Raw genomic sequence first — 19,003 nt, 5'->3', positions numbered from 1 at the left:
TGGGGCAAGCTGATCCCATGTACTTCGTGGGTCTCGACCTTGCGTGGGGGGAACGCAAGCCGACCGGTGTCGCCGTGATCGACGCCGACGGCGCGCTCCTGCACGTCTCCGCACAGACTGATGACAAGAGCATCACCAAGGCGATCAAGCCCTACGTCGGCGGCGATGTCGTCGTCGGGATCGACGCGCCGCTCATCGTGACGAACCCGACCGGCAACAGGCCGTGCGAGGCGGCGCTGAACCGCGACTTCCGTGCCTTCCAGTCCGGCGCGCACCCGTCCAACACCGGGAAGCCCGAGTTCGCCGACGGTACGCGCGGTGGGCGCCTCGCGGCCGCTCTGGACCTTGACCTCGACCCGCGGTCGGCACATCCGCGCCGCGCGCTCGAGGTCTACCCGCACGCCGCCTCGGTGGCGTTGTTCCGGCTCGGCCGGACGCTTAAGTACAAGGCCAAACCCGGCCGCGACGTCGACCAGCTGCGTTCGGAGCTGCTGAAGTTGATGGACCTCATCGAGGGCCTGGCCGACGCCGACCTCACGCTGCGCGTCGAGCCCAATGAGGACTGGCAGCGGCTGCGTCGCGCGGCCGAGGGTGCCACCACCAAGAGCGAACTCCGTCGCGTCGAGGATCCCGTGGACGCGGTGCTGTGTGCGTACATCGCGCTGCACTCCGTGCGCCGGCCCGATGACGTCACCATCTACGGCGACGCCGACACCGGTTACATCCTCACGCCGACGCTGCCGGTGGGACTGCTGCCGCAGAAGTCGGAGCCGGCCGCTGCTGCTGCGCGCGCCGCGGTCGCCGAATACGTGGCGCGCCGCCCCGCCCTCGTCATCTCCACCGATCACTACCTTCAGCTGGTGACGGCGCTGCTCGACGACGCAGGCATCAACTACCTCAGCATCACCGCGCGCACCAAGAGCGTCGAGTCGTTCGCGGCCAAGGCCGCCCGGATGGTTGACGACCAGCCCGTGTTCAGCGACCCGCTGGTGGAGATCACCGACCAGATCGGGTTGCGCGTCATCACCTACCTGCGCGACGACGTCGCCACGGTCGCCACCCTGCTCGCCCAGGAACTGCGGCTGCTCGAGGATCGGGACTGGGGTGTCGAGACCGCACGCGAGGGCCGTTGGGGCTACGCCAGCAGGCACCTTCTGGTCGGGGTGGAGGGCGAACAGCAGCCGGCCTCGATCCAGCTCCGCACGGTTTTGCAGCATGCGTGGGCGGAGTTCGAGCACGACGTCCGCTACAAGGGTTCGATCCCCGCCGAGCACGCTCCCGATCTGGATCGCCGGTTCGCACTCGCCGCGGGTCTTCTCGAATTGGCCGACGGCGAGTTCACCGCCATCCGCGAACGCCTGCGCTCCACCGTGGTCGACGAGGAGACGACGGACGAGGCGTCGACCGATCCGCGCGTCGCCACCCCGGTGTTGGCCACCTACCTGGGCAACCGCTACGCCGACGCGGGCTGGTCGCGCACCGACCACTACGGCTGGATCTCGGGTCTGCTGCTGGAACTCGGCATCACCTCACTCGACGAGCTGACGGCAGTCCTCGATCGGGTCGACGAGGAGGCGATCAACAAGGCGATGGGATACCGATACCCGGCGGGTGCGGTGCGACGCCTCGACGACGCGCTGCTGGCCGTGTTCGGCGACGACTATCTCGCACTTCACGGGAACGCACACCGAAAAGAGCTGTTGCAGAACAGGTTAGAACGCCTACGTGCCGGCCTGGCTAGTCAGGTGCCTCGCCGAGATGAACCGGGTCGATGATGCCCGAGCCACGGATGCCGAGCTGCCGGTTGATTCCCATCGTGATGAAGAACAGGACGATGCCGATCACCACGAGGATCCCGGCGAGCACGTACTGCTGAACCGGCCTGCCCGAGAACGGCAGCACCAGGTACGCCGAAGCGAGGAAGCCGACGACGGGTAGCGCTGTGGGCGTCCTGAAGTGCCCGCCGACCGCACGCACGTCGCGGCGCAGCACCAGCACGGCGACGTTGACCATCGCGAAGACAGCCAGCAGGAGCAGTGACGTGGTGCCACCGAGTACGGCTATCGCATTGCTGTTCGCGAACGCGGTCACATAGAAGATGAGGCCGAACGCGATCAGCGTGGTGAACACGATGGCGACCCACGGCGCACGACTCCTGGGGTGCACCACGCCGAGCACCGGCGGAAGGACGTGCTGGCGGGACATGCCGTAGATGAGCCTGCTGGCCATCAGCATGTTGATCAGCGCCGTGTTGGACACCGCGAACATGGAGATGAACGGCAGGATGGTCTCGATCGGAAGCCCCGGTGCGCCGGCCTTGACGACCTCGACCAGCGGGGTGTCGCTGGCCTCGAGTACCCCGACGGGCACCAGTGCCACCGCGACGATGGCCACCACCACGTAGACGACGCCCGCGATGCCGAGACCGGTCAGCAGAACCTTGGGAAAGATCCGCACGGGATCCTTGGTCTCCTCGGCCATGTTCACCGAGTCCTCGAAGCCCACCATCGCGAAGAACGCGAGCGACGTCGCCGTGGTGACGGCCAAGAAGACGTTTTTGTCCTGAGCGGTCTCGAAGGCCACCACGCGGGCGAAGTCGACGTCGGCGCCACCGCCGCCGAAGGCCCAGAATCCGACACCGACCACGAGTAGCAGACCGGTGATCTCGATGATCGTGAGGACGACGTTGAGCTTGACGCTCTCGCCGACGCCGCGCAGGTTCACCGCCGCGATGAGGGCCATGAACAGCAGTGCGACGACGACGATTCCGGCCTTGCCCCAGTCGAAGTCGAAGGCAGTGAAGAAGTTCGCGGCGAAGAAGCGGGATGCGGTGGACGCCGACGTGATACCCGAGCACATCACGATGAACGCCACCAGGAATGTGACGAACTGGATCCCGAATGCCTTGTGCGCGTATAGCGCAGCGCCCGCGGCCTGCGGGTACTTGGTGACGAGTTCGAGGTAGCTGAACGCCGTGACGGTGGCAACCAGGAAGGCCACCAGGAACGGAACCCAGGCCGCGCCACCGACTTCGGCGGCGACGTCGCCGACCAGCGCGTAGACGCCGGTGCCGAGAATGTCACCGACGACGAACAGCAGCAGCAGCCCAGGCCCCATCACCCGCTTGAGCTGAGGCTGCTCCTCGACCGTGTCTGGTTGAGTCATGACACCTCCTGGCACATCACCGGTTTAGTCCATCATCAGCCAGAGTCGCGTGCTTCGCTGGTCAATTCACCGATCCTGACCACACGTTGCCGGTGCCGGTCATCGCCGTGATCTGGCCGAGGAACAAGCTGACCGCGGCTGGATCCTGCTCGCGTTGCCACCCGAATGTGGTGGGACGCTGCGCCCTGTCGTGCCAGAAGTGGTGAGGTGTGGACTCCGGTCTGGTGGCCACCAGCCACACCGCGGTGTCGGCGCCGTCCGCGGCGTCTCGGAGCAGCGGGCGGGTGATGGTGCGGAACATCGGCAGCGCGTCGGCGACACCTGGTGTCTCGACCCAGCCCGGGTGCATGCTCTCGACGCGGACGTCGGTGCCCGCCAGTCGATCAGCCCATGCCTCGGCGAGGACGACCTGCATCCGTTTGGTGCGCGCGTAGACCCGGACGCCGTCGTACTCACCTCCGGTCGACTCGATATCGTCGACGCGCAGTGGGGCACTGTACATCCCGCCTGAGGACATGAAGACCACCGACGATCCCTTGGCCGCGTTCAGCAGTGGCAGCAGGCGCTCGGTGATGAGGTGTGGCCCGAGGACATGGCAGGCGAGTTGCGTCTCATGGCCCTGCGGGGTCTCGGTACGTTCCTTGGGCATCGCCCCGGCGTTGTGCACCAGACCGGCCAGGGCGTCGATTCGCCCGGACAGGTCGTCGGTCCATGCCCGCACGGCGTCGAGATCGCCGATGTCACAGATCTCGTCGATGACGACTGAGCCGGGAACCTCGCGGCGCACGACGCCCGCCGAGTGCCTGACCTTGTCGGGGTTGCGGCCGAGCAGGTGCACGGTGGCACCGAGTCGGGCGAAGGACTTGGCCATCGCCTCGCCGATGCCCGCCGTGGCGCCGGTGACCACGACACGCTTGCCGGCCAGAGCCTGTGCGGGCGGGTCGGCGGGCCACCAGAGTCGTCGGATTCCGGAGCCGAGTTTGGTGTAGCCGATCAGTGATCGGTCGAGGACGCCGTCAACGACGCCGGTCAGCACACTGGTGGTGTTCATTGCCCTAGGCAGTAGCCCGCAGCGGCGCTGGTCAAACCCCGGTCGTGTCGTAGGGAGCCAGGACGTCGATGACCTCCACCAGGGTGGCGCGCGCAGTCGCCCGCGGCCCCTCCCCGACGCCCACCAACGACGCGACCACGGCACCGTCGACCGCACACACCAGTGCGGTGAGCAGTTCCTCGCGCACGGCGCGGCCCGAACGTTCGACCACCTCGAGCACCGCATCGGAGCGTTGTTGCATCATCCGGCGCTGCACATCGCGCAAGCCGGGCTGGCGCGCGCACGCGATGTAGCGCTCATACCGGGAGATCAGTTCCTCGGACTCGCGTGTCCCCGGCCCGTCGCCGACGAGGAGGTCGACGAGGAGGTCGGCGGTGCTCTCGGCACCCCGCTTGCGGCGCGAGAGCCCGGCGACGCGCAGGTTCAGCTTCTCGGACTCGCGCGAGCCGACGTGTTCGACCGCCTTGGTGATCAGGTCGTCGAGTGAGGAGAAGTAGTACGTGGTGGACGCCAACGGCAGCCCGGCCCGGCGGGCGACGGCGCGGTGCCGGACGGCATCGAAGCCGCCCTCGCACAACAGGTCGGCGGCCGCGCTGACAAGCGCGTACCGTCGCCTCTCACCCTTGGGGGTGACCGCTGCCGTCACGCATTGCATGCTGCCAGTCGCGAGGTCGCGGCATAGCGGTTTCGGTCAATCATCAGGTGTTGCTCATAATTTGAGTTCCCTTGCCTTCCTGCCTCGGTCAGATCCGCCCAGACTCCGGTGGCATGATGGCCCACATGCCAGACCTGAACCGTCGCGCAGTCCTGCGTCTCGGTGCCGGCGCCGCGCTCGGTGCGGCGGGCGCTTACGCGCTCTCGACGACGCTCGGGCAAACTCCGGCCACCGCGACACCCGTGCCCACCTACGTCACGGGATCGTTCGTCTCCGCGGCGCGCGGTGGGGTTTCGACGAATTGGGCGATCGCGCGGCCACCCGGTCAGACCGGACCACTGCGACCCGTCATCGCGCTGCACGGTAAGGGTAGTGATGCCGCCACCGTGATGGCGGGCGGTGTCGAACACGGTCTCGCACAGGCGGTCGCCGCCGGTCTTCCGCCGTTCGCGGTGGTGGCGGTCGACGGGGGTGGCAGCTACTGGCACCGACGCGCCTCGGGCGAGGACTCGGGGGCCATGGTGCTCGACGAGTTGATCCCGGCACTGGCGGACCAGGGGCTCGATACGTCCCGCGTCGGATTCCTGGGCTGGTCGATGGGCGGTTACGGTGCGCTACTCCTCGGTGGGCGACTCGGACCGGCGCGCACCGCGGCGATATGCGCGGTCAGCCCCGCCCTGTGGACGTCGTCGGGAGCGACGGCGCCCGGCGCCTTCGACGGCGCCGAGGACTACGCGGCGAACAGCGTCTGGGACCTACCCGCCCTGGACTCGATCCCGATCCGCATTGACTGCGGCAACGGAGATCCCTTTGCATCGGCAACCAGACAGTTCATCGCCGGGTTGCCCACTCCGCCCGCGGGCGGGTTCTCCCCCGGCGGTCACGACAGCGCGTTCTGGAATGCGCAGCTTCCCGCCGAGATCACCTGGATGGCACCGCTACTCGTCGCTTGAGGCGTTTCTGGGCGACACACCGATTCGCCCCTCGGCCGCGGCCAGGCCGATATCACTGCGAAAGTGTCCCCCCGGCAACCGGATCGAGCCCATGAGCTCGTAGGCGGCGGCACGTGCCGCGTCGAGGTCGGCACCGGTACCGACCACCGAGAGCACCCGGCCGCCCGATGACACGACGGCACCGTCGTCGCGCCGGGACGTACCCGCGTGCAGGACACCCTCGGCCTCGGACCCGCCGATGGTGTCCCCGACGCGCGGGCGGCCCGGGTAGTTCTCGGCGGCAAGCACAACGGCCACCGCGGCGCCGTCACGCCAGGTGAGCGGCGGGTGCTCGTCGAGTTCACCGACGGCCGCGGCACGCAGGAGCTGCCCCAGGGGTGACTCGAGCAGGGCAAGCACGGCCTGCGTCTCGGGGTCGCCGAAACGGCAGTTGAACTCCACCACCGCCGGTCCCCGTGACGTCATCGCCAGGCCGACGTAGAGCAGCCCGGAGAACGAGCATCCTCGCGTAACCAACTCTGCTGCAACGGGTCTGACGATGTCGTCAACGATGGCGGTGACAGTCTCCTCGGGCAGCCAGGGCAACGGCGAGTAGGCGCCCATGCCGCCGGTGTTGGGCCCCGTGTCGCCGTCGCCGACGCGCTTGAAGTCCTGGGCGGGCAGCAGCGGGACGACGGTCTCGCCGTCGACGACGCAGAACAGGCTGACCTCGGGGCCGTCGAGGAAGGACTCCAGCAGCACGGGGTGCCCGGAGTCGAGCAGGCTGGCGGCGTGTGCGCGGGCGAGGTCCCGGTCGGGCGTGACGACGACGCCCTTGCCCGCGGCCAGTCCGTCGTCCTTGACCACCCACGCCTGATCGCCGGCCGATGGCCCGAACCGGTCCAGTGCCGCATCGAGATGCGCTGGGTTGTCGACGATCTCACTGGTTGCGGTGCGCACCCCTGCGGCGTTCATGACGTCCTTGGCGAAGGCCTTGGAACCCTCGATGCGAGAAGCCGCCTTGGTCGGCCCGAAGCAGGCGATGCCCGCGGCGCGGACGGCGTCGGCGACGCCGAGCACCAGCGGGACCTCGGGTCCGATGATCACCAGGTCGGAGCCGAGTGACTGGGCGAGTTTCACCACGGCCTCGCCGGAGGTGATGTCGACGTCATGCTGGCCGGCGAGGTTCGCCGTGCCGGCGTTGCCGGGCGCGACGGACAGGTCGGTCACCTCGGGGTCCCGGCGCAGCGCCAGCAGCAGCGCATGTTCACGGGCACCGGATCCAATTACGAGGACGCGCACGGTTGTCAACCTTATCCCGAGGACTCCGGGCATACACACGACGAATCAGTGTATGGTCTATCTCAACGGTGCCGTACGTCACACGATGAGGTGGTGGATATGACGACCATGCAGAACACCAGCCCGCTCCTACCCCCGGGGTACGACTTCACCGACCCCGATGTCCTGCTCAGGGGCATCCCGGTGACGGAGTTCGCGGAACTGCGCAAGACCGCCCCGGTGTGGTGGAACGAGCAGAGCGAGTCGATCTTCAACGACGGCGGCTACTGGGTGATCAGCCGTCACGAGGACATCAAGTCCATCTCCCGTAACGGCGACCTCTGGTCGACCAACGCCAAGGGCGCGGTGATGCGTCTGCCCGACGGGGTCACCAGCGAGCAGCTCGACCTGACCAAGGCACTGCTGATCAACCACGACGCCCCCGAGCACACGCGCCTGCGCAAGATCGTGTCGCGGCTGTTCACCCCACGCGCCGTGGCGACGCTGGAGCAGACGCTCGCCACCGCGGCCAGGGAGATCGTCCGCACGGCCGCCGAGAAGGACAGTGGCAACTTCGTCGACGACATCGCGACGAACCTGCCGCTACAGGCGATCGCCGACCTGATCGGCGTGCCCGAGCAGGACCGGCAGAAGCTCTTCGGATGGACCAACGCCATCATGAACACCGACGACCCCGACTTCGACTCCGATCCGACGGTGGCCAACGCCGAGTTGATGGGTTACGCCTACACGATGGCCGAGGAGCGTAGGCGGCATCCGGCCGATGACATCGTCACGCGCCTCATCCAGGCCGACGTGGACGGTGAATCGCTGGGTGACGTCGAGTTCGCATTCTTCGTGATCCTGCTGGCCGTCGCGGGCAACGAGACAACCCGCAACGCGATGACGCACGGTATGAACGCGTTCTTCGACAACCCCGACCAGTGGGAGTTGTTCAAGAAGGAGCGCCCCTCCACCGCGGTCGACGAGATCATCCGGTGGGCGACCCCCGTGCACTGCTTCCAACGCACGGCGCGCAGCGATGTCGAACTCGGCGGCGTGACCGTCAAGGAGGGCCAGCGGGTCGGCCTCTTCTACAGCTCGGCGAACTTCGACGAGACGGTGTTCGAATCGCCGTTCAACTTCGACATCCTGCGCGACCCCAACCCGCACCTGGCGTTCGGTGGCAACGGCGCCCACTTCTGTATCGGCGCCAACCTCGCGCGCATGGAGATCAAGCTGATCTTCGACGAGATCGCCGACCAGATTCCCGACATCGCCAAACTCGCTGAACCTCAACGACTGCGGTCGGGCTGGATCAACGGCGTCAAGGAACTATCGGTCTCCTACCGGGGCTGATCCTCGCGGCGCTACGATTCCGACGTGCGTACCCACGGCTGGTCGGGATCGGCTCCCGCGAGCGATGACGAGGCGGTGGCGCGCATTCTCGCCGCGGCAGGCCAGGCCATCGACGCCCGCGGTGCCGAGATCTCCATCGCCGACGTGGCCCGCACGCTCGGTGTCACGCGCCAGACGGTGTACCGCTACTTCCCCAGCACCGACGCCCTCTTGATCGCCGCCGCGGTGCACGCGGCCGACGACTTCCTCGAGCGCCTGGCCGCCCATCTGCACGGTCTGCACGATCCGGTCGACGCGGTCACCGAGGCCATCGCGACGGCACTGGAGTGGCTTCCCAAGGACAAGCACATCGGCCTGCTCGTCGTGCCCGGCCGAGCCGATGCGCACACCGAGTCGGTGACGTCGGACGTGGCGCAGCGCTTCGCCAACTCGATGCTGCGCCGGTTCGACGTCGACTGGACCGCTCAGGGCTTCACCGACGCAGACCTCGACGAGCTCGCCGAGCACCTGCTGCGCATCATCCAGTCCTTCGTCATCGATCCCGGCCGGCCGCCGCGCACGGGCCAGGACCTGCGCAACTACCTGCGACGCTGGGTGGGCGGGGCGGTCTTCAGCCGACCGTCGCCGGAGGCGACAATCAGACCACCGTCGCCGGAGGCGACAATCAGACCACCGTCGCCGGAGGCGGCCATCACACAACGGTGAGCGGCAGCGACTTCCGTTCCTCGAACACCCAGCTGGCACCACCACTGAACTTGCACACCTCGACCTCGGGCAGCTCCTTGGCCGCGGTGTCGGTCTCGATGACGCGGACCGTCCAATCGGACTCCGTCCCCGAGACCTCGGCGCGCAGGTGCGGGTCCACGGCCGCGACTATCGCCTGCAGCGGCTTGTCGGACACCGGCGAGCACAGCGATATCCAGGAGCCGTCCTCGTAGGCGGGTGACTTGCGCACGTGGACGAAGTCCGGGTCGACGTCGGCCGACACGTAGGCCGCCGGGTTCAGCAGCGGGTGCAGTTCGAGCACCCTCAGCGCGCCCTTGACACCACCCGGCAGCTTCAGCGCCTTGTGGATCCGCTCGGCGGCGACGCCGGCGATGCCGATCAGTTGCTTGGTGCGGATCGACGTCTCCAGTGCCGCATCACCTTTCGCGCGAGCGCGGACCGCCAGCGTGAACGACAACACCAACAGGTGCATCTGCAGGCAGACCTCGTCGGCAATTCGGACCAGGGCCGAGTGTGAGAACGCACCGAAGTCGACGTCGGACAGCAACGGGCCCGAGTAGTCCGCCATTCCCTCGTCGTTCGGATCGATGGCACCGAGTTCGGTGTGGTAGGCCCGGCTGGCACCAACGATGTCCATCGCGGGGATGAACGGCACCTCCGGGTAGGACTCGTCGATGATCACGGTCCACCTGCAGTGGGGGTGCTGGTCGGACGGTGTCCTGGGCGGCCGGTGGATGGGCCGGACCTGAGCCTTGCGGTTGGTGGCCAGCGCGGTCGCATCGAAGGTCGGGTCCTCGATGTCGTGGCACATCCCCTTGACGTAGTCCTCGCCCATCGGCTCCACGTCGAGCAGCGCGCCGCAGTGATCGAGGTGGAACTCACCATGCCAGCGGTCGTGCACGGTGTAGCGGAAGTCCATGAACTGCGGCGGCGCGCCGATATCGAACTGCAGGCCCTTGAAGAGGGTGAAGATGTCGACACCCTCGTACTTGAGCGCCTTCTGCATCCGCTTGGTGTAGAGCGGGCTGGACGCCGCCCACTCCTCGATCGCGATCTGCAGCATCTCCTCGCGACCGAATGACGATATGCACCAGGCCATTCCGGATCGATCGATGAGCTGACCGATCAGCAGCAGCTCGGGAACCAGCGTGGCCAGTTCCTCGCGTGACAGCGCCGCGTACCTACTCATCATCGAGGGTCTTGCCCGTGCTCATCTTGACGGCCGCGTTGACGTTCGCTCGCCTGTCTTCGGCCGTATCCTGCCCCCTACCCTTGTCCGCTGCCTTCTTACGCTTGGCGGCAACCTTTCCCACCACACCGTTGAGCCCGGAACCCCGGGGGAACCCGACGTAGTGGGTGAGGAAGATCGCCATCTCCTTCAGCTCCTCCTCGGTGAGTTCGCCATTGGCCAACGCGGCATTCACCTGAACCTCGGCCAACCCCTGCTCGCCGAGCGCGGTCACGACAGCCAGCGTCATCAAGCGCTTATCGCGCATCGAGAGGCCAGGGCGGGTCCAGATGGCGCCGAAGAGGTGATCGACGGTCAGGTCGAAGTATGCGTCCCCCTCCATGTTCGGCATCTCCCACGAGTAGACCTCGTTCATCTTCTCGAGGCCCTTGCGGCGTGCTTCGTCCATAGGAGCTACTCCCTCGTGCTCGACGTGTGCGGCACACCGAGTCCGGCGGCCAGATTCTGCAGCGCCACCGTGGCCAGCGGCAGGTCGACGTCCGTCGCCTCGCCGAGTGCCAGCGCCAGGCTGAGGTCCTTCTCCCCCAGCCCGCGGGTGTGGGTGAACGCGTCGTGTAGCCAGTGGTCGGGGGCCAGCGTCGTCATGTCCTCGCGGACCATGATCGCCCCGGGACCGCCGGTGAGCGCGTCGGTGTGGCGGACCACCCGGCCGAGCTGACCGAGATCGATACCCGCGGCCTCGGCGAGCTTCATCGCCTCACACGCCGCGGCGTAGGAGGTGAACGTCAGCATGTTGCGCGCCAACTTCATTCGCGTTCCCGCGCCGGGCTCCCCGGCGTGGACGACCATCGACGCGAACTGCTTGAACGCCGGTTTGATGCGCTCGTACACCTCACGGTCGGCGCCCACCATGACGGCCAGCTCACCCTTCTCAGCGGCACCCCCACCACCGGACACCGGCGCGTCGACGACGTGGATGTCGCGCGGCCGCAGCTCGTCGGCCAGTTCGATCGCCGTCTCCGGGCTGATCGTCGAGTGGATCGCGATGACGGTGCCCGGCTTGGCGTGCTCGGCCAGCTCGGCCACCACCTCGCGCACCTGAGCGTCGTTGAGCACGGTCACGCTGATGATGTCGGCGGTCGCGACATCGGCGACGCTATCGGCCAGCGTCGCACCGACTTCGGCCAGCGGCGTCATCGCCTCGGTGCGCAGGTCGAACACCGTGACCCCACCGGGCCACTCGACGAGCCGCTTGGCCATCGGCGCGCCCATGTTGCCCAGGCCGATGTAGCCCAGCTTCAGGTCCTCAGTCATGTGTTGCGTCCTCTCACGAACGGAAGATCTGTCCGCCGTCGACGTTGAAGATCTGCCCTGTGATCCACTTTGCCTGATCCGACAGCAGGAACAGGCACATGCCCACTAGATCCTCCGGTTCGCCCATGCGCGACAACGGAATGCCCTTGACGATGTCGGCCACCATCTCCTGCGGCGTGGTCGTGCGGTTTGCCTCGGTGTTGATGGGGCCGGGCGCGATCGCGTTGATGCGGATGTTCTGTCCGCCCAACTCGGTGGCGAGCTGCTGTGTCAGGCCGTTGATGCCGACCTTGGCCAGCCCGTAGAAGTTCGAGTACATCCATGCCGCCGTGGACGACTGGTTGATGATCGCCCCGCCACCGCGCTTGGCCATCTTGCGGTACACCGCGCGGGTGCACAGCAGCGCCCCGTCCATGTTCACGCTCATGAACTTCTTGTAGTAGTCCCAGTCCACGCTGACGAGGAAGTCGAGCTTCATCCCGCCGAAGATCGCTGCATTGTTGACCAGGTAGTCGATACCGCCGAACTCGGCCAGTGTCTGTGCGGCCATCTCCTTGGCGGAGTCGGGGTCGGAGACGTCGACGCGCAGCGCCAACGCCGTGCCGCCCTCACCCTTGATACCGTCGGCGACCTTCTGCGCGCCCTCGGTGTTGATATCGGCGACGACGACGGCCGCGCCCTCGCGCGCCAGCGCCTCGGCGTAGGCCTGGCCAATACCGCCACCGGCTCCGGTGACGATCGCGACCTTCTCCTTGAACTGATCCCCGTACAGGCTCACTGTCTCTCCTTACTTCGCTGCCGTGGCAATCGCCTTGGTCTCGAGGTACTCCTCGAAACCCGCGAGCCCCATCTCCCGGCCGATGCCGGACTGCTTGTAGCCGCCGAAGGGCATGTCGGCCGAATACCAGACACCACCGTTGACGTTGACCGTGCCGACCCGCATCCGCGCGGCGACACCCTGCGCGCGCTCGTCATCGCCGGAGAACACCGTCCCCGAAAGGCCGTATGGCGAGTCGTTGGCGATCTGCACCGCGTCGTCGTCGCCGTCGTGAGCGATGACCGTGAGCACGGGACCGAAGATCTCCTCGCGGGCGACCTTGGCGTTGTTGTCCAGGCCCGCGATGACAGTCGGCTCGATGAAGAATCCGGTGTCGCGATCGGCGGGACGTCCGCCGCCGCACGCAAACCGGCCGCCCTCGGCGATCGCCGAGTCCAGGTAGCCCTGGATGCGGTCGCGTTGCAGTGCGGAGATCACGGGCCCGCAGATGGTGCCCGGCTTCGTCGGGTCGCCAGGTTTGAGGCCCGCCATCGTTCCCGCCGCGGCCTCGACGGCCTCGTCGTAACGGGCGCGTGGCACCACCAGACGTGTCGTGATGGCGCAGCCCTGTCCGGCGTGCATCGACGCGGTGAATGCGGCCATGGCGCATGCGCCGGCCAGATCGGCGTCGTCGAGCACCAGGAACGCCGACTTTCCACCGAGTTCCAGGAAGACCCGCTTCAGGGTCGCCGCGCCGTCGGCCATCACCGCGCGGCCCGTGTTGGTCGATCCGGTGAACGACACCATGTCGACGCGCGCGTCCCTCGACAACAGCGCACCCACGCCGTGGTCACTGGAGGTGACGATGTTGATAACACCCGCGGGGAAGTCGGTGTGCTCGGTGATCAGCTCGCCGAGTACGGCTGCGGCCCAAGGGGTGTCGGGTGCCGGTTTGAGCACCAACGTGTTTCCGGCCGCGAGCGCCGGTCCGATCTTCGCCAGGTTGATCTGATGCGGGAAGTTCCACGGCGTGATCGCGCCGACGACCCCAACGGCCTCGCGGGCGATGGTGCGGTGGGACTTGATGCCCATCGGCGACGCGATACCGAGGTCGGTTGTCCACTCATAGGACTCCGCGGTGTCGGCGCAGAAGCTCAGATCCTCGACGGGACCCTCGAGCTGCGCCGCCGCCGTCAGCATCCGCGGTGCGCCCACCTCGGCGATCGTGAGATCGCGCAGGTCCTCGACGTGATCACGCATCGCTTGCTGCAGTTGCCGAATGCACCGCACCCGGAGTTCGTGGTTGGTGGACCAGTCGGTGTCGTCGAATGCGTCGCGCGCCGCGCCGATCGCCGAACTCATGTCATCGGCGGTCGCATCGGCCGCAACGCCGATGACCTCCTCGGTCGCCGGGTTCAGCGTCGGGAACGTGCCCGAACCGCCGGTGACCAGCTTGCCTCCGATGAGCAGTCGACTCTCGCGATCGCTCAGTAGCGCCATCCGAACTCCCATGTGCAGAATTTCCGATTCAAACGCCTGGACAACTGTCCAGCCGTACTGCGTCGAACCTTAGCCCCAGACGCGCGACGGAAGCAAGGGTCAACACAAGCCGCAGGGGTGTCGGCGTCGAGATATAGCAGGTGCAGTGGCATTTCACGGCGACCGCTTGCCTTCGCGGCACACCGTCCGATAACCTGGACATGTGTCCAGCGATTCGGTGTTCGCGATCACAGGGACGTCCGAGACGGACCCTGGCGAGCCAACGCGCAACCGCAGGCAGGAGGAGACCTTCCGCAAGGTGCTCGCCGCCGGTGTGGAGATGCTGCGCGAATCCAGCTACGCCGACCTAACCGTGCGCGCTGTGGCCGCCAGGGCGAAGGTCGCGCCGGCCACGGCCTACACCTACTTCTCCTCGAAGAACCACCTGATCGCCGAGGTGTATCTCGACCTCATGAAGCAGGTCCCCTTCTTCACCGACGTCAACGAGCCGATGACGGCGCGCGTCGAGCAGGCGCTGCGCAGCATGGCGCTGATGGTGGCCGATGAACCCGAGGTCGCCGCGGCCTGCACCACAGCACTGCTGACCGGCACCGACCCGACAGTGCGGCGCGTCCGCGATCGCATCGGCGCCGAGATCCACCGCAGGATCCGCTCGGCGGTCGGCCCCGATGCCGATCCGCGTGTGGTCTCTGCCCTGGAGATGACGTACTTCGGCGCGCTGGTCAATGCGGGCAGCGGCGCCTTCACCTACCACCAGATCGCCGATCGACTCAGCTACGTCGTCGGCTTGATCCTTGGAGAGGACCAATAGATGACGCGAGCCGACGTATTGCTCGACCCGTACGACTACGACTTCCACGAGGATCCGTACCCGTACTACAAGCGACTCCGTGACGAGGCTCCGCTCTATCACAATCCCGACCTCGGCTTCTGGGCGTTGTCACGGCACGCCGATGTCCTGACGGGTTTCCGCAACAGCACCACGCTGTCCAACCGCGAGGGCGTGTCGCTGGACCCGATCTCCCGCGGGCCGCACGCATCAAAGACCATGTCGTTTCTCGCCATGGATGATCCCGATCACCTCAGGCTGCGGACGCTGGTGTCGAAGGGCTTCACACCGCGTCGCATTCGCGAATTGGAGCCTCGGGTAACCGAACTCGCGGTCAAGCACCTCGACTCCATGATGGAGCGGGCACAAGACGGCACCGTTGACTACGTCGCCGAGTTCGCGGGCAAGCTGCCGATGGACGTCATCTCTGAACTCATGGGTGTGCCGGAGGAGGACCGGGACCGCATTCGAGCCTGGGCAGACGGCGTCATGCACCGCGAGGACGGTGTCAAGGACGTGCCCGCCGAGGCGATCGAGGCGTCGATCAACCTGATCGTCTACTACCAGGACATGGTCGCCGAGCGCCGCAAGAAGCCAGCCGACGATCTGACCACTGCCCTGTTGGAAGCCGAGATCGACGGTGATCGCCTCACTGACGAGGAGGTGCTCGGCTTCCTGTTCCTGATGGTGATCGCGGGTAATGAGACCACCACGAAACTCCTTGCCAATGCCGCCTTCTGGGGGCACCGGAACCCCGATCAGATCACCCCGATCTACGACGACGAGTCTCGGATCCCGCTGTGGGTCGAGGAGACGCTGCGCTACGACACGTCCAGCCAGATCCTGGCTCGCCTGGTGACCGGTGACCTCACCCTGTACGACACCAAAATCCCCGACGGCGACGTGCTGTTGCTGCTGCCCGGATCGGCGCACCGCGATGAGCGGGCGTTCGAGAACCCCGACGACTTCATCATCGGCCGCGACATCGGTGCCAAACTCCAGAGCTTCGGCAGCGGTGCGCACTTCTGCCTCGGCGCGCACCTGGCCCGCATGGAGGCCCGCGTCGCGCTTGCCGAACTCTTCAAACGCATCCGCGGATACGAGGTCGACGAGGCCAACTCGGTTCGCGTCCACTCCAGCAATGTCCGCGGTTTCGCCCACCTTCCGATCACCGTAAAGGCCCGATAGATGCCACGTTTCGCACCGCTTCCCGACCGCCGACCCGCCATCGTGGCGGGCGCGTCAGCCGGTATCGGGGAGGCCACCGCCCTGAAACTCGCCGCCCACGGCTTCCCCGTGGCGCTGGGTGCCCGCCGGGTCGAGAAGCTCGATGCCCTGGTCGCCAAGATCCGCGCCGACGGTGGTGAGGCGGTCGGGTTCCACCTCGACGTCACCGACACCGACTCGGTGAAGTCGTTCGTGACTCAGTCCGTCGAGGCGCTCGGCGAGATCGAGCTGCTGGTGGCGGGAGCCGGTGACACGTACTTCGGCAAGTTGGCCGAGATCAGCACCGACGACTTCAACTCACAGCTGCAGATTCACCTGGTCGGGGCCAACCGTCTGGCCGGCGCGGTGCTGCCCGGCATGATCGAGCGCCAGCGCGGCGACCTGATCTTCGTCGGGTCCGATGTCGCGCTGCGCCAGCGTCCACACATGGGCGCCTACGGCGCAGCCAAGGCCGCGCTCGTGGCGATGGTGACCAACTACCAGATGGAACTCGAGGGCACCGGCGTGCGCGCCTCGATAGTGCACCCCGGCCCGACCAAGACTTCGATGGGCTGGAGCCTGCCCGCCGAGCTGATCGGACCCGCGCTGGAGGACTGGGCCAAATGGGGCCAGGCCCGGCATGACTACTTCCTGCGCGCGGCAGATCTCGCACGCGCCATCACGTTCGTCGCCGAGACCCCGCGCGGCGGGTACATCGCGAATATGGAACTTCAGCCCGAGGCTCCACTGACCGACACCAAGGACCGTCAGAAGCTGGCCCTGGGGGATGAGGGGATGCCGTCATGACCGTCACCAAAGAGGTGCAACGGGTTTCAGGTGGCGAGGACGAGCACGGCCACCTCGAGGAGTTCCGCACCGACCCGATAGGCCTGATGTGGCGGACCCGGCAGGAGTGCGGGGATGCCGGCTGGTTCCAGCTGGCGGACAAGCAGGTCGTCATGCTGTCCGGGGCGGAGGCAAACGAGTTCTTCTTCCGCTCCTCCGACAGCGAGCTCAACCAGGCCGAGGCGTACCCCTTCATGACGCCGATCTTCGGTGAGGGCGTGGTGTTCGACGCCGACCCCGAGCGTCGCGCCGAGATGCTGCACAACACCGCCTTGCGCGGCGAGCAGATGAAGGGCCACGCCGCCACCATCGAGAACGAGGTCAAGAAGATCATCGCCGACTGGGGCGACGAGGGCGAGATTGAGCTGCTCGACTTCTTCTCCGAGCTGACGATCTACACGTCGACGGCGTGCCTCATCGGGCTGAAGTTCCGCGAGCAGCTCGACAGTCGGTTCGCGCACTACTACCACCAATTGGAGCGCGGGACCGATCCGCTCTGCTACGTCGACCCCTACCTCGACATCGAGAGCTTCCGCATCCGTGACGAGTCACGCGTCAAACTCGTTGCACTGGTGCAGGAGATCATGGACGGCCGGATCGCCAACCCACCCAAGGGCAAGGAGGATCGCGACCTGCTCGACGTGCTGGTCTCGATCAAGGACGACGACGGTAATCCCCGCTTCACGGCCAACGAGGTCACCGGCATGTTCATCTCACTGATGTTCGCCGGTCACCACACCAGTTCGGGCACCTCGTCGTGGACGTTGATCGAGCTGCTACGTCACCCCGACGTCTACGCCCAGGTTCAGGCCGAACTCGACGATCTCTACGCCGACGGCCAGGAGGTGAGTTTCCATGCGCTGCGCCAGATCCCGAAACTCGACAACTCGCTGAAGGAAACTCTGCGCCTGCATCCGCCGCTCATCATCCTGATGCGCGTCGCGCAGGATGAGTTCGAGGTGGCGGGCTTCCCGATCCACAAGGGTCAGATGGTGGCCGCATCGCCTGCGATCTCGAACAGGATTCCCGAGGACTTCCCCGACCCGGACGTCTTCAACCCCGACCGCTACGAGAAGCCGCGGCAGGAGGATCTGGCCAATCGTTGGACGTGGATACCCTTCGGCGCGGGCAAGCACCGCTGCGTCGGGGCGGCGTTCGCTCAGATGCAGATCAAGGCGATCTTCTCGGTTCTGCTGCGCGAGTACGAGTTCGAGATGTCACAACCGTCGGAGAGCTACCAGAACGATCACTCCAAGATGGTCGTGCAGCTGGCCCAGCCCGCCAAGGTGCGCTACCGCAAGCGAGTCGCCGGCGGGCAGGAGCGCAGCGACTCGGGAATCGTCAAGGGATAGTCCAGTGGGGTGCTACCGCGTCGAACTCGACGACGACCTGTGTCAGGGCCACGCCATGTGCGAACTGGAGGCCCCCGACGTGTTCAAGGTGCCCAAACGCGGCGTCGTCGAGATCCTCGACGCAGAACCGCCCGACGAACTCCGCGAGGACGTCGAACGAGCCGTCGAAATGTGTCCAACCCAAGCACTATCCATCACAGAGAAAGAGGCATGACAATGGCGTCACGTGAGCAGCTGGAGGATTGGGTCAACCGTTGGCTGCAGGTCAACCGGGACGCGGAGAAGGCTGGCGACTGGAAGCCGTTGGCCGACTTCTACTCCGACGACGCGACCTACGGCTGGAACATCGGCCCCAAGGAAGACGTGATGTGTATCGGCATCGACGAGATCCGGGACATTGCACTGGGTTTGGAGATGGCGGGCCTGGAGGGCTGGAACTACCCCTACCAGCGGGTGATCATCGACGACAAGCAGAACGAGATCGTCGGATTCTGGAAGCAGGTCGCCAGCGATCCCGATGACCCCTCGGCGCAGCCACGTGAGATCTACGGCATCGGCGGCAGCTGGTTCCGACTCAACGCCGACCTCAAGATCGAGTGGCAGCGGGACTTCTTCGACTTCGGCCACGTTCAGAAGCTCTACCTCGACCTCATGACCAACGGGAAGTTGTCCAAGGGGATGCAGGAGCGCATCGAACGCAGCCTCGCCGGGGAGAAGCTGCCGGGGTATTACCCGATCGGGACCAGCCCAGTTCCGATCTGGTGAGGTCCCGGCCAAGCAGTTGCTTGGGGGTGGGTGTGACGCATCTAACTAATGGCTCTAGTCTGGCCTCACTGGGTCT

General features: G+C 66.5%; 19 protein-coding genes. 10 read left to right on the top strand and 9 right to left on the bottom strand.

Annotated features, from left to right (window positions below):
- Positions 1–17: 17 nt before the first annotated feature.
- Positions 18–1,775, top strand: a complete 1,758-nt coding sequence (gene relZ, locus ACZY0X_RS06970; RefSeq protein WP_463768919.1) for a bifunctional ribonuclease/(p)ppGpp synthase — start codon at positions 18–20, stop codon at positions 1,773–1,775.
- On the opposite strand, the gene ACZY0X_RS06965 is transcribed toward relZ, so the two are convergent.
- From ACZY0X_RS06965 to ACZY0X_RS06955, 3 genes are all read right to left on the bottom strand, one after another.
- Positions 1,738–3,165, bottom strand: coding sequence for an APC family permease (locus ACZY0X_RS06965; RefSeq protein ID WP_463768918.1), 1,428 nt, complete (start codon positions 3,163–3,165; stop codon positions 1,738–1,740). The two genes, relZ and ACZY0X_RS06965, sit on opposite strands and share 38 nt — an antisense overlap.
- 61 nt (positions 3,166–3,226) lie before the next feature.
- Positions 3,227–4,216: an SDR family NAD(P)-dependent oxidoreductase gene (locus ACZY0X_RS06960; protein ID WP_463768917.1), complete on the bottom strand. Its 990-nt coding sequence runs from the start codon at positions 4,214–4,216 to the stop codon at positions 3,227–3,229.
- A gap of 31 nt (positions 4,217–4,247) precedes the next feature.
- A complete protein-coding gene (locus tag ACZY0X_RS06955) occupies positions 4,248–4,871 on the bottom strand; it encodes a TetR/AcrR family transcriptional regulator (protein ID WP_463768916.1) in 624 nt (207 codons plus the stop codon).
- A gap of 113 nt (positions 4,872–4,984) precedes the next feature.
- Between ACZY0X_RS06955 and ACZY0X_RS06950 the strand changes: the two genes are divergently transcribed.
- Positions 4,985–5,824: an alpha/beta hydrolase-fold protein gene (locus ACZY0X_RS06950; RefSeq protein ID WP_463768915.1), complete on the top strand. Its 840-nt coding sequence runs from the start codon at positions 4,985–4,987 to the stop codon at positions 5,822–5,824.
- Here the strand turns inward: ACZY0X_RS06950 and purD are convergent.
- The gene (gene purD / locus ACZY0X_RS06945) at positions 5,810–7,105 is read right to left on the bottom strand and encodes a phosphoribosylamine--glycine ligase (RefSeq protein WP_463768914.1); all 1,296 of its coding nucleotides are present in this window, start codon (positions 7,103–7,105) and stop codon (positions 5,810–5,812) included. The two genes, ACZY0X_RS06950 and purD, sit on opposite strands and share 15 nt — an antisense overlap.
- A 99-nt stretch (positions 7,106–7,204) precedes the next feature.
- Between purD and ACZY0X_RS06940 the strand changes: the two genes are divergently transcribed.
- Together ACZY0X_RS06940 and ACZY0X_RS06935 are read left to right on the top strand one after the other, a co-directional pair.
- Positions 7,205–8,443, top strand: a complete 1,239-nt coding sequence (locus tag ACZY0X_RS06940; protein WP_463768913.1) for a cytochrome P450 — start codon at positions 7,205–7,207, stop codon at positions 8,441–8,443.
- Positions 8,444–8,467: 24 nt separating this feature from the next.
- Positions 8,468–9,148, top strand: a complete 681-nt coding sequence (locus ACZY0X_RS06935) for a TetR/AcrR family transcriptional regulator (RefSeq protein WP_463768912.1) — start codon at positions 8,468–8,470, stop codon at positions 9,146–9,148.
- Here the strand turns inward: ACZY0X_RS06935 and ACZY0X_RS06930 are convergent.
- From ACZY0X_RS06930 to ACZY0X_RS06910, 5 genes are read right to left on the bottom strand one after another with little or no spacing between them, the layout of a single operon-like run.
- Positions 9,135–10,361, bottom strand: coding sequence for a hypothetical protein (locus ACZY0X_RS06930; RefSeq protein WP_463768911.1), 1,227 nt, complete (start codon positions 10,359–10,361; stop codon positions 9,135–9,137). The genes ACZY0X_RS06935 and ACZY0X_RS06930 overlap by 14 nt on opposite strands.
- Positions 10,351–10,806: a carboxymuconolactone decarboxylase family protein gene (locus ACZY0X_RS06925; protein WP_463768910.1), complete on the bottom strand. Its 456-nt coding sequence runs from the start codon at positions 10,804–10,806 to the stop codon at positions 10,351–10,353. Before ACZY0X_RS06925 ends, ACZY0X_RS06930 begins: the two co-directional genes overlap by 11 nt.
- Before the next feature lie 5 nt (positions 10,807–10,811).
- The gene (locus ACZY0X_RS06920) at positions 10,812–11,672 is read right to left on the bottom strand and encodes an NAD(P)-dependent oxidoreductase (RefSeq protein ID WP_463768909.1); all 861 of its coding nucleotides are present in this window, start codon (positions 11,670–11,672) and stop codon (positions 10,812–10,814) included.
- A 13-nt stretch (positions 11,673–11,685) separates the two neighbouring features.
- Positions 11,686–12,450 carry an SDR family oxidoreductase gene (locus ACZY0X_RS06915; RefSeq protein WP_463768908.1) on the bottom strand — a complete coding sequence of 255 codons (765 nt, stop codon included), beginning with the start codon at positions 12,448–12,450 and terminating at the stop codon, positions 11,686–11,688.
- Positions 12,451–12,459: 9 nt separating this feature from the next.
- Positions 12,460–13,929 carry an aldehyde dehydrogenase gene (locus ACZY0X_RS06910; protein WP_463768907.1) on the bottom strand — a complete coding sequence of 490 codons (1,470 nt, stop codon included), beginning with the start codon at positions 13,927–13,929 and terminating at the stop codon, positions 12,460–12,462.
- A 202-nt stretch (positions 13,930–14,131) separates the two neighbouring features.
- Between ACZY0X_RS06910 and ACZY0X_RS06905 the strand changes: the two genes are divergently transcribed.
- From ACZY0X_RS06905 to ACZY0X_RS06880, 6 genes are read left to right on the top strand one after another with little or no spacing between them, the layout of a single operon-like run.
- The gene (locus ACZY0X_RS06905; RefSeq protein WP_463768906.1) at positions 14,132–14,740 is read left to right on the top strand and encodes a TetR/AcrR family transcriptional regulator; all 609 of its coding nucleotides are present in this window, start codon (positions 14,132–14,134) and stop codon (positions 14,738–14,740) included.
- Positions 14,741–15,946, top strand: coding sequence for a cytochrome P450 (locus tag ACZY0X_RS06900; protein ID WP_463768905.1), 1,206 nt, complete (start codon positions 14,741–14,743; stop codon positions 15,944–15,946).
- Positions 15,947–16,771 (top strand): SDR family oxidoreductase, encoded by an 825-nt coding sequence (locus tag ACZY0X_RS06895; protein WP_241403062.1) that lies wholly within the window; start codon positions 15,947–15,949, stop codon positions 16,769–16,771.
- Entirely contained in the window at positions 16,768–18,162 is a 1,395-nt protein-coding gene (locus tag ACZY0X_RS06890) for a cytochrome P450 (protein WP_463768904.1), read from the top strand. The genes ACZY0X_RS06895 and ACZY0X_RS06890 overlap by 4 nt, the downstream gene beginning before the upstream one ends.
- A 4-nt stretch (positions 18,163–18,166) precedes the next feature.
- The gene (locus ACZY0X_RS06885) at positions 18,167–18,376 is read left to right on the top strand and encodes a ferredoxin (protein ID WP_463768903.1); all 210 of its coding nucleotides are present in this window, start codon (positions 18,167–18,169) and stop codon (positions 18,374–18,376) included.
- Positions 18,377–18,378: 2 nt separating this feature from the next.
- The gene (locus tag ACZY0X_RS06880) at positions 18,379–18,927 is read left to right on the top strand and encodes a nuclear transport factor 2 family protein (protein WP_463768902.1); all 549 of its coding nucleotides are present in this window, start codon (positions 18,379–18,381) and stop codon (positions 18,925–18,927) included.
- Positions 18,928–19,003: the final 76 nt, after the last annotated feature.

The organism is Mycobacterium sp. IDUB_39, assembly GCF_055419205.1.
The sequence above is the reverse complement of the archived record's forward strand: the minus strand, read 5'-3'. Positions and strand labels throughout refer to the sequence as shown.